Annotated in this window: 14 protein-coding genes; 5 read left to right on the top strand and 9 right to left on the bottom strand. The window is 65.1% G+C overall.

Going from position 1 to position 13,960, the window contains the following annotated elements:
• Positions 1 to 36 precede the first annotated feature (36 nt).
• The gene (locus AC5Y49_RS13775; RefSeq protein WP_065013670.1) at positions 37 to 210 is read right to left on the bottom strand and encodes a DUF2613 domain-containing protein; all 174 of its coding nucleotides are present in this window, start codon (positions 208 to 210) and stop codon (positions 37 to 39) included.
• A gap of 114 nt (positions 211 to 324) precedes the next feature.
• On the opposite strand from AC5Y49_RS13775, the gene AC5Y49_RS13770 reads away from it, so the two are divergent.
• A complete protein-coding gene (locus tag AC5Y49_RS13770; protein WP_499887805.1) occupies positions 325 to 1,470 on the top strand; it encodes a glycoside hydrolase family 3 N-terminal domain-containing protein in 1,146 nt (381 codons plus the stop codon).
• Positions 1,471 to 1,538: 68 nt separating this feature from the next.
• Entirely contained in the window at positions 1,539 to 2,231 is a 693-nt protein-coding gene (locus AC5Y49_RS13765) for a TetR/AcrR family transcriptional regulator (protein WP_499887803.1), read from the top strand.
• A 27-nt stretch (positions 2,232 to 2,258) separates the two neighbouring features.
• Here AC5Y49_RS13765 and AC5Y49_RS13760 read toward each other — a convergent pair whose 3' ends face one another.
• Together AC5Y49_RS13760 and AC5Y49_RS13755 are read right to left on the bottom strand one after the other, a co-directional pair.
• On the bottom strand, positions 2,259 to 3,101 hold the full coding sequence (locus tag AC5Y49_RS13760; RefSeq protein WP_499887802.1) for a MaoC/PaaZ C-terminal domain-containing protein: 843 nt from the start codon (positions 3,099 to 3,101) through the stop codon (positions 2,259 to 2,261).
• A 3-nt stretch (positions 3,102 to 3,104) separates the two neighbouring features.
• Positions 3,105 to 4,460: a 3-oxoacyl-ACP reductase gene (locus AC5Y49_RS13755; RefSeq protein ID WP_499887801.1), complete on the bottom strand. Its 1,356-nt coding sequence runs from the start codon at positions 4,458 to 4,460 to the stop codon at positions 3,105 to 3,107.
• A 159-nt stretch (positions 4,461 to 4,619) separates the two neighbouring features.
• On the opposite strand from AC5Y49_RS13755, the gene AC5Y49_RS13750 reads away from it, so the two are divergent.
• Positions 4,620 to 5,951 carry an acetyl-CoA C-acetyltransferase gene (locus tag AC5Y49_RS13750; RefSeq protein ID WP_499888020.1) on the top strand — a complete coding sequence of 444 codons (1,332 nt, stop codon included), beginning with the start codon at positions 4,620 to 4,622 and terminating at the stop codon, positions 5,949 to 5,951.
• A gap of 255 nt (positions 5,952 to 6,206) precedes the next feature.
• Here the strand turns inward: AC5Y49_RS13750 and AC5Y49_RS13745 are convergent, their stop codons facing one another.
• Positions 6,207 to 8,042 carry an acyl-CoA dehydrogenase gene (locus AC5Y49_RS13745; RefSeq protein ID WP_499887799.1) on the bottom strand — a complete coding sequence of 612 codons (1,836 nt, stop codon included), beginning with the start codon at positions 8,040 to 8,042 and terminating at the stop codon, positions 6,207 to 6,209.
• A gap of 342 nt (positions 8,043 to 8,384) precedes the next feature.
• Here AC5Y49_RS13745 and AC5Y49_RS13740 point away from each other — a divergent pair, with 342 nt between their 5' ends.
• The gene (locus tag AC5Y49_RS13740) at positions 8,385 to 8,873 is read left to right on the top strand and encodes a flavin reductase family protein (protein ID WP_499887798.1); all 489 of its coding nucleotides are present in this window, start codon (positions 8,385 to 8,387) and stop codon (positions 8,871 to 8,873) included.
• A gap of 13 nt (positions 8,874 to 8,886) precedes the next feature.
• On the opposite strand, the gene AC5Y49_RS13735 is transcribed toward AC5Y49_RS13740, so the two are convergent.
• From AC5Y49_RS13735 to AC5Y49_RS13715, 5 genes are all read right to left on the bottom strand, one after another.
• Positions 8,887 to 9,048 carry a hypothetical protein gene (locus AC5Y49_RS13735; protein WP_499887797.1) on the bottom strand — a complete coding sequence of 54 codons (162 nt, stop codon included), beginning with the start codon at positions 9,046 to 9,048 and terminating at the stop codon, positions 8,887 to 8,889.
• Between the two features lie 78 nt (positions 9,049 to 9,126).
• On the bottom strand, positions 9,127 to 9,873 hold the full coding sequence (locus AC5Y49_RS13730) for a succinate dehydrogenase/fumarate reductase iron-sulfur subunit (protein WP_499887795.1): 747 nt from the start codon (positions 9,871 to 9,873) through the stop codon (positions 9,127 to 9,129).
• Entirely contained in the window at positions 9,874 to 11,796 is a 1,923-nt protein-coding gene (locus AC5Y49_RS13725; protein ID WP_499887793.1) for a fumarate reductase/succinate dehydrogenase flavoprotein subunit, read from the bottom strand.
• A gap of 46 nt (positions 11,797 to 11,842) precedes the next feature.
• Positions 11,843 to 12,664, bottom strand: coding sequence for a succinate dehydrogenase subunit SdhC (sdhC, locus tag AC5Y49_RS13720; RefSeq protein WP_499887790.1), 822 nt, complete (start codon positions 12,662 to 12,664; stop codon positions 11,843 to 11,845).
• Positions 12,665 to 12,739: 75 nt separating this feature from the next.
• Positions 12,740 to 13,033, bottom strand: coding sequence for an Rv0250c family protein (locus tag AC5Y49_RS13715; protein WP_499887789.1), 294 nt, complete (start codon positions 13,031 to 13,033; stop codon positions 12,740 to 12,742).
• A gap of 110 nt (positions 13,034 to 13,143) precedes the next feature.
• On the opposite strand from AC5Y49_RS13715, the gene AC5Y49_RS13710 reads away from it, so the two are divergent.
• Complete coding sequence (locus AC5Y49_RS13710) at positions 13,144 to 13,905, top strand: isocitrate lyase/PEP mutase family protein (RefSeq protein WP_499887788.1); 762 nt, start codon at positions 13,144 to 13,146, stop codon at positions 13,903 to 13,905.
• Positions 13,906 to 13,960: the final 55 nt, after the last annotated feature.

Here is a 13,960-nt window from a genome sequence, read left to right as displayed (position 1 = left end):
GCCTCCTGTGAGGCGGCCGGCGTCGACGTACTCGGCTCAGGTGCGGTTGCCGTACTCAACCCGGTTGAGTACCGAGGACTGCGGGTCGCCGCCGGGCAGCGGCGGCTTGGTGTCCTGCTGCACCATCAGGGTGATCCCGAAGATGGCGGCGGCACCCAGCAGCAGACCGACCACGATGCTGGCTGCGGCGGGCGCAACGAACCGGTTCATCGGGGGGCTCCTTGAGAGTGCGGACTGGTGATTGCCGGACCTAGTCGCCCAACCTAGCACTACGACCGGGCGGGGCGGCGCCGTCGCTGATGCGTCCCGTGACAGCATGGGCCGATGGCCCTCTTACGCGTCCTGGCCGTGCTTGCTGCGGTGTCAGCGCTGATCGCGTCATGTGGCACCACTGCCAAGCCGCCGGAATCTCCGAGCGCATCGTCGCCCGCACCCCGTCAGCCGGCTTGCGGTGAAGGGACGGCCATGCTGGCGGCAATGTCGGGCCGCGACAAGCTGGCTCAGTTGCTGATGGTGGGGGTACGCAATGCCGACGACGCGCGAGCGGTCGTGGCCGACCACCACGTCGGTGGCATCTTCATCGGCAGCTGGACCGAGCTATCGATGTTGACTGATGGTTCACTGCGCGGCATCGCCGGTAGCGCGGGACGGCTGCCGCTGGCAGTCAGCGTCGATGAGGAGGGCGGCCGGGTATCGCGGCTTTCGTCGCTGATCGGATCGGCGCCGTCGGCGCGGACGCTGGCGCAGACGCTTAGTGTCGACGACGTTTACGCGACCGCGTTGGACCGTGGCCACAAGATGCGTGGGCTGGGTATCACCGTCGACTTCGCACCGGTCGTCGATGTCACCGACGCCGCCGACGACACGGTCATCGGCGACCGCTCGTTCGGCGCGGATCCCGGGGTGGTCACCGAATACGCCGGAGCCTATGCCCGCGGCCTGCGTGATGCCGGGCTGCTGCCGGTGCTCAAGCATTTCCCCGGCCACGGACACGGTTCGGGCGACTCACACACCGGCGGTGTGGCCACGCCACCGCTGGACCAGTTGCAGCACGACGACTTGGTGCCCTACCGGACGCTGGTGAGTGCGACGCCGGTCGGGGTGATGATCGGTCATTTGCAGGTTCCCGGCCTGACGAACGACCAGCCGGCCAGCCTGAGCCCGGCGGCTGTGCACTTGCTGCGCACCGGCGACGGCTACGGCGGGCCGCCGTTCGACGGCCCGGTGTTCAGCGACGACCTGTCCAGCATGGCCGCGATCAACGAGCGCTACGGGGTGCCCGAGGCGGTGCTACGCGCGCTGCAGGCGGGCAGCGACATCGCGCTGTGGGTCACCACCGACGAGGTGCCCGCGGTGCTCGACCGGCTGGAGAAGGCGCTGGCCGCAGGGGAGTTGGCGCAGCCGGCGGTGGACGCCTCGGTACTGCGAATGGCAGCGGTGAAGGGCCGGCCAGCGGGGTGCGGTCGATAGCGGGTGTGCGCTAAACGCACATTGCCTACTCTGGAGTCAGATATCTGGCTGCAGACGAAGGGCAGACGATGGCAGGTGGTACCAAGCGGCTGCCGCGTGCCGTCCGCGAGCAGCAGATGCTCGACGCCGCCGTCGAGATGTTCTCGATCAACGGCTACCACGAAACCTCGATGGATGCGATCGCAGCCAAAGCAGAGATCTCCAAACCGATGCTGTACCTGTACTACGGCTCCAAGGAAGAACTCTTCGGCGCGTGTCTGAACCGCGAGCTGTCCCGCTTCATCGACGGCGTACGTGAAGACATCGAGCTTCAGCAGAGTCCGAAAGACTTGCTGCGCAACACCATCGTGTCTTTCATGCGCTACATCGATACGAACCGGGCGTCGTGGATCGTGATGTATACGCAGGCCACCAGCTCGCAGGCATTCGCTCACACGCTGCGTGAGGGCCGCGAGCGAATTATCGAGCTGGTGGCGCGCCTGCTTCGGTCCGGCACCCGAAACCCCGAGCCCGGCACCAACTTCGACATGATGGCCGTGGCCCTGGTGGGGGCGGGCGAGGCGGTGGCCACGCGACTCAGCACCGGTGACACCGACGTCGACGAAGCCGCCGAGCTGATGATCAACCTGTTCTGGCGCGGCTTGAAAGGGGCGCCCAGCGACGCGACACCCACCCTCACGACCGTTGAGCGTGAAACCTTGGCTTCGAGTGTGAACACCGGGCGGGATTCCGGCGATTTTCCCGCCCAGGATTCACACTGAAATCCAACGATGCACAGTCGAATCGTCCTACGCCGCCCGCAGCGTGCCCGTGAGATACGGGTAGCCCTTGGCGATATTGCGTAGGCTCAGATCCCAGCCGTCATTAACCTGGTCAACGTAGAGCCCGGCCTTGGCAGGCAGTACCAGTGGCTTGCCGAACCGCACCGAATACTTCACCGCGTCGGGCAGACGGCCCTCGAGGTTGACCAATACCGCTGCTGCGCTGAACATCCCATGCGCGATAACCGTCGGGAACCCGAACAATTTGGCGCCGATGGGATTGGTGTGAATCGGGTTGTGATCGCCGCCGATGGCGGCGTAGCGGCGAATCTGCCCGGCGCTGATCGGCAGGACAGCATTCGGGGGAGGCAGCTTGGGCTGCTTCTGCGGCGGCGACTTGGGCTCGTCCGAGAGGCTGGTGCGCTGCTGATGTAGGAAGGTCGTCACTTGATGCCACGCGGTGTCGTTGCCGACGCTGACATCGGTCACCAGGTCTACCAGCAGACCCTTACGGTGTTCGCGGATGTTTTCTGCGTGCACCGCGATGCCCACGGTATCGGTCACTTTGATCGGCCGGTACTGCGTGATGTGGTTTTCGATGTGAACCGAACCCATTGCGGGAAACGGAAAGTCGAAGGCGGTTACCAACGACATCATGGTCGGGAAGGTCAGCGCGAACGGGTAGGTCAGCGGCACGTTGTCGCCGTAGATCAGTCCGGTGACCCCGGCGTAAGCGGCGACATTCGTACGGTCGATGGGCACGTCCTGCACCGTCACCGTCCGGTTGGACAGATGATCGCTGCGCGGTACGAACGGCAACGCCCCGGCTGCGGCGCGGACCAGGTTCTTCAGGCCACTGGGTTGGGTCACCGGTTACGCCCCTAACATCGCTTGGCCGCAGACGCGAATCACGTTGCCCGTCACGGCGTTCGACGCGGGGCTGGCGAAGTAGGCGATGGTTTCGGCCACATCGACCGGCTGGCCGCCCTGATACAGCGAGTTCAGCCGTCGGCCCACCTCGCGAGTGGCCAGCGGGATCGCGGCGGTCATCTGGGTTTCGATGAATCCCGGCGCGACCGCGTTGATCGTGATGCCCTTCTTAGCCAGTTCCGGCGCCAGCGCCTGAGTCAGCCCGATCATGCCGGCCTTGGTGGCGGCGTAATTGGTCTGCCCGCGGTTGCCGGCGATACCGGCCATCGAGGAGAGGCCAATCACGCGGCCCCCTTCGCCGATGCTGCCGTTACCGACCAATCCTTCGGTAAGTCGTTTCGGCGCAAGCAGATTGACGGCCAGGACCGCGTTCCAGCGGTCGTCGTCCATGTTGGCCAGCAGCTTGTCGCGGGTGATGCCGGCGTTGTTGACCAGCACGTCGGCCCGTCCGTCGTAGTGCTCACGCAGGTGCTCGGTGATCTTGTCGACGGCATCGTCGGCGGTGACGTCGAGGGTCAGCGCAGTGCCGCCGACCTTGGTGGCCGTCTCGCCGAGTGCCTCGCGGGCGCCTTCGACGTCGATCGCCACCACCCGGGCGCCGTCACGGGCGAACACCTCGGCGATGGTCGCGCCGATACCCCGTGCGGCGCCGGTCACGATGGCGACCTTGCCGTCCAGCGGCCGGTCCCAGTCGGCCGGCGGGGTGGAATCCTCGGCCCCGACATAAAACACCTGGCCGTCGACATAGGCGGATTTGGCCGACAGGATGAAGCGCATCGTCGACTCAAGTCCGGTGGCCGCGGGTTTGGCGTCGGGAGCCAGGTAGACCAGCGCGACGGTGGCTCCCCGGCGCAACTCCTTGCCCAGTGAGCGGGTGAAGCCCTCCAGCGCGCGCTGCGCAATCCGCTCGTCGGTGCTGCCGGCTGCCTCGGGAGTAGTCCCTACCACGACGATGCGGCCGGAGGGACCGAGGTTGCGTAGCAGTGGAGTGAAGAATTCATGCAGCGCCGTCAGGCCGGCCGGACTGGTGATTGCCGTGGCGTCGAAGACCAATCCGCCGAACGAGTCGACCCAGCGACCGCCGAGGTTGGCCCCGACCACGTCGTAGTCCTTGTCCAATGCTGCACGTAGCGGTTCCACCACCCGGCCCTCGCCACCGATCAAGAGCGACCCGGCCAGTGGCGGATCGCTGGCGCGGTAGCGGCGCAGCGGCTCGGGCTGGGGGACTCCGAGTTGTTTGGCCAGAAACGACCCGGGGCCGGAGTTGACGACCTGAGAGAATAGATCCGTGGGGGCCACTGAAGTTGCCTTCCATATCGAGCGTGCCATCTATCGACAACCGTAACGAGATCGAACTTACTCCAGAGTAAGAACCGTGGGTACTATGACCTTAACCGCGGATAACCCCTACTGACGGAGACAAACGTGGCCCCTGCAAATTCCTCTGCAAGTTCCAAGATCGGCGAGCAGCCCTCGAAGGAGGCGACGCAGTCCCGACGGCGTGTTGCCGTGTTGGGCGGCAACCGCATCCCCTTCGGGCGTTCCGACCGCGCGTACGCCGAGGCATCCAACCAGGACATGTTCACCGCAGCCCTGGGCGGCCTGGTCGACCGGTTCGGCCTGTCCGGTGAGCGGCTGGGGGCGGTGATCGGCGGCGCCGTGCTCAAGCACAGCCGCGACTTCAACCTGATGCGTGAATGCGTGCTGGGGTCGGCGCTGTCGTCCTACACGCCGGCCTTCGACATGCAGCAAGCCTGTGGCACCGGGCTGCAAGCGGCGATCGCGGCGGCCGACGGCATCGCCGCGGGCCGTTACGCGGTCGCCGCCGCCGGCGGGGTGGACACCACGTCCGATGCGCCGATCGGCCTGGGCGACAACCTGCGCCGCACCTTGCTCGGGCTGCGCCGGTCGAAGTCCAATGTCCAGCGGCTGAAGTTGGTGGGCAAACTGCCGGCCAGCCTCGGGGTGGAGATTCCGGTGAACAGCGAACCGCGCACCGGACTGTCTATGGGCGAACACCAGGCCATCACCGCCAAGCAGATGGGCATCAAGCGAGTCGACCAGGACGAGTTGGCTGTTGCCAGCCACCGCAACATGGCGGCCGCCTACGACCGGGGCTTCTTCGACGACCTGGTCACACCGTTTCTAGGGCTGTACCGGGACGACAACCTGCGGCCGGACGCGTCGGTGGAGAAGCTGGCCAAACTCAAGCCGGTGTTCGGCGTCAAAGCCGGCGACGCCACGATGACGGCGGGCAATTCGACGCCGCTGACCGACGGCGCCTCGGTCGCGCTGCTGTCCAGTGAAGAATGGGCCGCCGAACATTCGCTGACTCCGTTGGCCTACTTCGTCGACGCCGAGACCGCAGCCGTGGACTACGTCAACGGTGCCGACGGCCTCCTGATGGCGCCGACGTATGCGATACCGCGGCTGCTGGCGAGAAACGGACTGGGACTGCAAGATTTTGATTTCTACGAGATCCACGAGGCCTTCGCGTCGGTGGTGCTCGCCCATCTGCAGGCCTTGGAGTCCGAGGAGTACTGCAAGGAACGGCTTGGCCTGGATGCCGCGCTGGGACCGATCGACCGGACCAAGCTCAATGTCAATGGCTCGTCGCTGGCTGCCGGTCATCCGTTCGCCGCCACCGGCGGACGGATCCTCGCACAGACTGCCAAGCAGCTGGCGGAAAAGAAGGCCGAGCAGAAGGGAAGCGGCGGCAAGCCGTTGCGCGCCCTGATCTCGATTTGCGCGGCCGGCGGCCAAGGCGTCGCCGCAATTCTGGAGGCTTGATCGGGCGGCGGAGAATTTCTGCCTCGGATTGTTTTGTAACACTGGGGCGCGGGTATGCGACGTGCCGGATAGCTCCGCGTTGTCGTCCGACCCCCCGACCCGATGGCAATGCGGAGCTTCCCTGAATTAACGAGGCACGCCGTGGGGATGAGGGGACTTAGCGGCGGTCATTTCAGTTCGGGGTGGCTCGCAATCGCAGAGTCCCCCGTTTCGCGGCAGCGAAACGGGGGACTGTTGCGTCTTAACGCCTGATCATCAGAAGGCGGCTTCGTCAAGCTCCATGATGTCGTTGTCGATCGTTTCGACCACCTGGCGAGTGCTGGTCAGCAGCGGCAGGAAGTTCTTCGCGAAGAACGACGCCACCGCGATCTTGCCCTCGTAGAAGGCCCGATCGCTGTCGCTGGCCCCGGCGTCGAGCGCCTCGACGGCCACCGCGGCCTGACGCAGCAACAACCAGCCGATCACCAGGTCGCCGACGCTCATCAGGAAGCGCACCGAACCCAGGCCCACCCGGTAGATGCTGGAGATGTCCTCCTGCGCGGCCATCAGGTAGCCGGTCAGCGCGGCTGCCATGGCCTGCACGTCGGTCAACGCGGTGGCCAGCAGCGCGCGCTCGGCCTTCAGCCTGCCGTTGCCGGACTCGTTCTTGACGAATTGCTCGATCTGGCCTGCCACGTGGGCCAGCGCCACACCTTTGTCCCGGACGATCTTGCGGAAGAAGAAGTCCTGCGCCTGGATGGCGGTGGTGCCTTCGTACAGCGAATCGATCTTGGCGTCGCGGATGTATTGCTCGATCGGGTAATCCTGCAGGAAGCCGGACCCACCGAGGGTCTGCAGGCTCTCGGTGAGCTTGGCGTAAGCCTGCTCAGAGCCCACTCCTTTGACCACCGGCAGCATCAGGTCGTTGACCTTGACTGCCAGATCGGCGTCCACATCGTGCACCGCCTTGGCCACCCCGGCGTCCTGGTAGGTCGCGGTGTAGAGGTAAAGCGCACGCAGACCCTCGGCGTAGGCCTTCTGGGTCATCAGGGAACGACGCACATCGGGGTGGTGAGTGATCGACACCCGCGGTGCGGTCTTGTCAGTCATCTGGGTCAGATCGGCGCCCTGCACCCGCTCCTTGGCGTACGCCAGCGCGTTCAGGTAACCAGTCGACAGCGTCGCAATGGCCTTGGTGCCGACCATCATCCGCGCCTGCTCGATGACGTCGAACATCTGCGCGATGCCGTTGTGCACCTCGCCGACCAACCAGCCCTTGGCCGGCACGTCGTGCTGACCGAAAGACAGCTCACAGGTCGCCGAGACCTTCAGACCCATCTTGTGCTCGACGTTGGTCACGAATACGCCGTTGCGCTCGCCCGGTTCACCCGTCTCAGGGTCGAAGTGGAACTTCGGCACGAAAAACAGCGACAGGCCCTTGGTGCCGGGGCCAGCGCCCTCGGGGCGGGCCAGCACCAGGTGGAAGATGTTCTCGAACAGGTCACCGGAGTCGGCGGAGGTGATGAACCGCTTGACCCCGTCGATGTGCCAGGAGCCGTCGTCCTGCTGCACGGCCTTGGTGCGGGCAGCGCCCACATCTGAGCCGGCGTCCGGCTCGGTCAACACCATGGTCGAGCCCCAGCCGCGCTCGGCGGCCAGCACGGCCCACTTCTTCTGCTCCTCGGTGCCCAGGTGGTAGAGGATGTTGGCGAAACCTGCGCCGCCTGCGTACATCCACACCGCTGGGTTGGCGCCCAGCAGGTGCTCGTGCAGCGCCCACATCATCGCCTTGGGCATCGGCATACCGCCCAGTGCCTCGTCGAGTCCAACTCGGTCCCAACCGGCCTCGGTAACCGCGCGCACCGATTTCTTGAACGACTCGGGCAAGGTCACGGAATGCGTTTCCGGGTCGAAGGTCGGCGGATTACGGTCCCCCTCGACGAACGAGTCGGCGATCGGCCCCGCGGCCAACCGGCTGATCTCGTCCAGCATCTCGCGGGCGGTGTCGACATCCAGATCGCTGAAGTCGCCTTCCCCGAACGCCTTGTCCACGCCTAAGACCTCGAAAAGGTTGAATACCTGGTCGCGGACGTTGCTCTTGTAGTGGCTCACGTGCTCCTCCTCGATGAGAATGCCACTCGTGGTTGGGTACTAGGGCTAAGTTACCCACCAGTAACAGCGCCAAACTTAACGGTTCGGTAACTGCAACGCAAGCGACTGTGAGCTAAATTTCATAACCTAAGCAACCAACCGGTTGGGCCGCGTGTTCTCGGTGCTGTGACCTGCGGCGATAATGAATGGACGCGTTTTGTGTCCAGCGTCACCGACTTCCCCTGCTCGAGCTCTGCGAACATCCGCGGGCCCCTGCGCATACATCCTCGGGCACCGCTGAGGTCACCCGGCCCGCCGAGTAGGGTCAGAGATGCGAAAATCCGTCGATCCGAATGAAGCCCGGTGAACTCACCCGACAAGCTGACGCCGTCGTCTCTGCGCGAAGCCTTCGGTCATTTCCCGTCCGGCGTCATCGCCATTGCCGCTGAAGTCGGCGGTGTCCGGGAGGGGCTGGCGGCCAGCACCTTTGTCCCGGTGTCGCTGGATCCGCCGTTGGTCTCGTTCTGCGTGCAGAACACGTCGGCGACCTGGCCGAAACTCAAAGATGTGCCGTCGCTGGGCATCAGCGTGCTGGGAGAGGCTCACGACGAGGCAGTTCGCACCCTGGCCGCCAAGACCGGAGATAGGTTCGCCGGCCTCGAAACGGTATCCAACGGCAGCGGAGCCGTCTTCATCAAGGGCACCAGCGTGTGGTTGGAAAGCGCCGTCGAGCAACTGGTAGCGGCGGGAGACCACACCATCGTCGTGCTGCGCGTGATCGACGTCCAGGTGGATCCTGAAGTGGCTCCGATCGTGTTTCATCGCAGCGTTTTTCGTCGCCTCGGCGTCTGATTAGCTCGCCGGCTTACGGACGTTCGCCGAGCTCGTCGCGGTACCCCTGGATACGTTGCTCGATCTCGGTGGCCTCGTAGTGCCTGCCCTCCTTGTGGGCGATGTCGGCACGCGTGGACAACTCGCGGATCGCGGTTCGAATGTCGTTGGGGCTGGCAGGTTCTCGGATTGCCATCGCTGCCGCCTTTCCCGTCGGGTTCGGCTCTGCTTGGAGTACCCGCGCCGGACGGGAGCTAAAGCTCGACCCGGCGATCTATCGGCGGAACAGCTTGTTGCCCAGCCAGACCACCGGGTCGTATTTGCGACCCGCGACACGCTCCTTCATCGGGATGATGGCGTTGTCGGTGATCTTGATGCCTTCGGGACAGACTTCGGTGCAGCACTTGGTGATGTTGCACAGCCCGAGGCCGGCTTCCTCTTGGGCGAGGTCGCGCCGGTCAGCGGTGTCGAGTGGATGCATTTCCAGCTCGGCGAGGCGGATGAAAAAGCGCGGACCGGCGAACGCCTCCTTGTTTTCTTCGTGGTCGCGAATCACGTGGCAGACGTTTTGGCACAGGAAGCATTCGATGCACTTGCGGAATTCCTGTGAGCGCGCAACGTCGACCTGTGCCATCCGGTATTCGCCGGGCTGCAGATCCTTGGGCGGGGTGAACGACGGGATCTCACGCGCCTTTTCGTAGTTGAACGACACGTCGGTGACCAGATCGCGGATCACCGGGAACGTCCGCAGCGGTGTCACGGTGACGACCTCGTCCTCGGCGAAGGTCGACATCCGGGTCATGCACATCAGCCGGGGCCGGCCGTTGATTTCCGCCGAACACGATCCGCACTTGCCGGCCTTGCAGTTCCACCGCACCGCGAGGTCGGGCGTCTGGGTCTGCTGCAACCGGTGGATGACGTCGAGCACCACCTCACCCTCGTTGACCTCGACGGTGAAGTCCTCCAGGCCGCCGCCGTCGGTGTCGCCGCGCCACACCCGCATGGTGCCCTTGTACGTCATCTAGCTTCTCCGTCCTGGGTGGTCGGCCAGCTCTCCGTCGGTGTAGTACTTCTCCAGCTCGGAGATCTCGAAGAGCTCCAGCAAGTCGGCCCGCATCGGGACCTGCTCCTGGCGGCTGACACTGATGTGCGGAACGTTGACGTGGCCGGCCCCACTGTCGGCCCGGCAGACCAACAACGTATTCCGCCAATCGGCTTCCATGGCGGGATGGTCGTCGCGGGTATGGCCGCCGCGGCTCTCGGTGCGCTCCAACGCCGCCCGGGCCACGCATTCGCTGACCATCAGCATGTTGCGCAGGTCGATGGCGAGGTTCCACCCCGGGTTGTACTGGCGGTGTCCTTCGACCTGCACCTTGGTGAACCGGGTCCGAAGGTCCTCCAAGCGCGACAGCGCCTCGGAGATCTCGTCGGACTTGCGGATGATCCCGACCAACTCGTTCATCGCGTCCTGCAAGTCGATCTGCAGTTTGTAGGGATTCTCCGCTGCCGAACCGTCTTCGGGCCCGTCGAACGGCGCCAGCGCCATTTTCGCTGCGGCGTCGACGGCCTCCTGGGAAACCGCCGGACGGCTGGGTAGGGCCCGCACGTAATCCGCGGCGCCGAGACCGGCGCGCCGGCCGAACACCAGCAGATCCGACAGCGAGTTGCCGCCCAGCCGGTTGGAACCGTGCATTCCGCCGGAGCACTCGCCGGCGGCGAAGAGCCCCGGTACCGTCGCCGCACCGGTGTCCGGGTCGACCTCGATACCGCCCATCACGTAGTGACAGGTCGGCCCGACTTCCATCGGCTCCTTGGTGATGTCGACTCCGGCCAGCTCCATGAACTGGTGATACATCGACGGCAGCCGCCGCTTGATCTCCGCGGGCGTCAGCCGCGACGCGATATCCAGGTAGACCCCGCCGTGCGGGGTGCCACGGCCGGCCTTGACCTCCGAGTTGATCGCGCGAGCCACCTCGTCACGGGGCAGCAGGTCAGGGGTGCGACGGGCCGAGTCGTTGTCTTTGAGCCACTGGTCGGCCTCTTGCGCGGTCTCGGCGTACTGCCCTTTGAACACCGGTGGGATGTAGTCGAACATGAACCGGGTGTCCTCGGAGTTTTTCAATACACCGCCGTCACCGCGGACACCCTCGGTGACCAGGATCCCCTTCACGCTGGGCGGCCACACCATGCCCGTCGGGTGGAACTGGACGAACTCCATGTTGATCAGCGTCGCCCCGGCGCGCAGCGCCAGCGCGTGGCCGTCGCCGGTGTACTCCCACGAGTTGGAGGTCACCTTGAACGACTTGCCGATGCCGCCGGTGGCCATTACCACCGCGGGGGCTTCGAACAGCACGAACCGGCCGCTCTCCCGCCAGTACCCGAACGCACCGGCGATCGCGTCGCCGTCCTTGAGCAGCTCGGTGATCGTGCACTCGGCGAACACCTTGATCCGCGCTTCGTAGTCGCCGGATTCGGCGTAATCCTCCTGCTGCAGCGAGACGATCTTCTGCTGCATGGTGCGGATCAATTCGAGGCCGGTGCGGTCACCGACGTGCGCCAGCCGCGCGTAGGTATGGCCACCGAAGTTGCGCTGGCTGATCTTGCCGTCTTTGGTGCGGTCGAACAGTGCGCCGTAGGTCTCCAATTCCCAGACCCGGTCGGGCGCCTCTTTGGCGTGCAGTTCAGCCATTCGCCAGTTGTTCAGGAACTTCCCGCCGCGCATGGTGTCGCGGTAATGGACCTGCCAGTTGTCTTTGGGATTGGCGTTGCCCATCGACGCGGCGCAGCCACCTTCGGCCATCACCGTGTGGGCTTTGCCGAACAGGGATTTAGATACCACCGCAACTTTCAAGCCACGCTCGCGTGCCTCGATGACTGCGCGCAGCCCCGCGCCGCCGGCACCGATTACGACGACGTCGTACGCGTGCCGTTCGACCTCAACCATGAAACCTCACTCAACTCTTGCTGATTGTCCCGACTGAATCTGCTTGTCAGCCGATGAATCTCAGGTCCGTAATGGTGCCGCTGGCCACCAGCATGATGTAGAAGTCGGTGAGCGCCAGGCTGGCCAGCGTGACCCACGCGAACTGCATGTGCCTGGTGTTCAGCTTCGTCACCTGGGTCCAGATCCAGTACCGCACCGGGTGCTTGGAGAAGTGCTTGAGCCGTCCGCCGGTGAGGTGCCGGCAGGAGTGGCATCCGCCGGTGTAGGCCCACAGCAAGATCACGTTGACCACCAAAATGACGTTGCCCAAACCGAATCCGAACCCGGACGGGGAATGGAAGGCGACGACGGCGTCGTAGGTGTTGAGCAGCGCCAGCAGCGACGCGGCGTAGAAGAAGTAACGGTGGCTGTTCTGAAAGATCAGCGGCAGCCGCGTCTCACCGGTGTATCCGGCGCGCGGCTCGGGTACAGCGCAGCCCGCCGGAGACAACCACACCGAGCGGTAGTAGGCCTTGCGGTAGTAGTAGCAAGTGATGCGGAATGCGAGCAGGAACGGTAATACCAGCATTCCCAGTGGAATCCAGCGGGGAAATTCCGGCAGCCAGACGCCCAGATGGCTGGCGTGCGGGACACATGACTTGCTGATGCACGGCGAGTAGAACGGCGTCAGGTAGTGGTATTTGTCCACCCAGTAGGCGCTACCCCAGAACGCCCGGATGGTCGCGTAGATGATGAACGCGGCCAAACCGATGTCGGTCATCAGCGGCGGAAACCACCACTTGTCGGTGCGCAGGTTCGACTGCGGCACGTTGGCGCGGGTGGCTGAGAAGACGCCGGTGGCAGGACGGTTCGCCGTGGGTGCGCTCATCTGATGTGATCCTCTTCGCGTGGGGCTCGTTGGAGAGTACTAAGTCACACAGCTGCACCCGGACCGCGGGGGTGGTCAGGACCGACTATGGCCGCCGACACCCTCGTCGTCCACGTCACGCCAGAACTCGGCGTCGTATTGGGTGTCGGGGATGGAGATCTTCTCGCCCGGATGCGGCAGCGGACCGGCCAGCTCCAGCTCGCCGGCGTCGATGTCGAGCAACTCGACATCGTTGAGGATCCGCTCGGCGTCGTTGACAATGCGCCGCATCGCCGGGGTGTCGGCGTATCGCGACCTCAACGACGTCACGCACCGGCGCAGGCCACCGATCAGGTCGTGCAATTCGGCGAGTTCAGTAGTGGTCGACAACGGAGCTCCCTGGGCCGAGGTGTCATGGATCACAGTACGTGCCTCGATACTATCCACCGCACACAGCCGGCGTGAGACAGGTCACGTCCTCGACGAGAGGCTCAGCACAGATGCCAGCAGACAGCACACCGGTCGATCGGGCGAACGTGTTACTGGCACTGCACCAGCCCGGCAACCCAGTGATTCTGCCGACGGTGTGGGATGCCTGGTCGGCGCGGTTGGCCACCGAAGCGGGATTCGCCGCGCTGACCGTCGGCAGCCATCCCGTCGCCGATTCGGTCGGCAAATCGGACAACGAAGGCATGTCGTTCGACAACCTGCTCGGCCGGGTCGCGCAGATCACCGCTGCGGTGGACGTCCCGGTTTCGGTGGATATCGAATCGGGTTACGGGCTGTCGCCGTCGCGGCTCATCGAAGGGCTGCTCGGTGCGGGCGGGGTGGGCCTGAACATCGAGGACTCCGTACACAGCGAGGGCAAGCGGCTGCGGTCCGCCGGTGAACACGCCGAGCTGGTCGGTGCACTGCGCGCGGCTGCCGATGCGGCCGACGTGCATGTGGTGATCAACGCCCGCACCGATCTGTTCCTGCGGCAAGACGGTGACGAATCCGATCGCGTCGAGCGGGCGGTGGCGCGGCTGAAAGAGGCCGCGGCGGCCGGTGCCGATGTGCTCTACCCGGTCGGCCGCCATGATCCGGCGACGCTGCGGCACTTGACTGCTGAGCTGCCGCTTCCGGTCAACGCGATCGCACTGCCTGACCAGGACGATCCGGCATCGTTCGGTCCGCTGGGCGTGGGGCGGATCAGCTTCGGGCCGTTCTTCCAGGCCGCGCTGGGGGCCCGGGCCAAGGAGATCCTGGCCCGCTGGGGCTGAGCCGCTGGCCGATCGCGAAGGCCCCCGACACGCTGGGCGTGCGGGGGCCTTCGCC

The organism is Mycobacterium sp. NGS62 (genome assembly GCF_059812285.1).
Note: the sequence above shows the minus strand (reverse complement) of the source record. Positions and strands in the feature narration are given on the sequence as shown.

Coding starts and splice junctions, on each gene's coding strand:
- AC5Y49_RS13775 (WP_065013670.1), bottom strand. CDS start 210: ATGAACCGGTTCGTTGCGCCCGCCGCAGCCAGCATCGTGGTCGGTCTG.
- AC5Y49_RS13770 (WP_499887805.1), top strand. CDS start 325: ATGGCCCTCTTACGCGTCCTGGCCGTGCTTGCTGCGGTGTCAGCGCTG.
- AC5Y49_RS13765 (WP_499887803.1), top strand. CDS start 1,539: ATGGCAGGTGGTACCAAGCGGCTGCCGCGTGCCGTCCGCGAGCAGCAG.
- AC5Y49_RS13735 (WP_499887797.1), bottom strand. CDS start 9,048: ATGGCAATCCGAGAACCTGCCAGCCCCAACGACATTCGAACCGCGATC.
- AC5Y49_RS13730 (WP_499887795.1), bottom strand. CDS start 9,873: ATGACGTACAAGGGCACCATGCGGGTGTGGCGCGGCGACACCGACGGC.
- AC5Y49_RS13725 (WP_499887793.1), bottom strand. CDS start 11,796: ATGGTTGAGGTCGAACGGCACGCGTACGACGTCGTCGTAATCGGTGCC.
- sdhC (WP_499887790.1), bottom strand. CDS start 12,664: ATGAGCGCACCCACGGCGAACCGTCCTGCCACCGGCGTCTTCTCAGCC.
- AC5Y49_RS13710 (WP_499887788.1), top strand. CDS start 13,144: ATGCCAGCAGACAGCACACCGGTCGATCGGGCGAACGTGTTACTGGCA.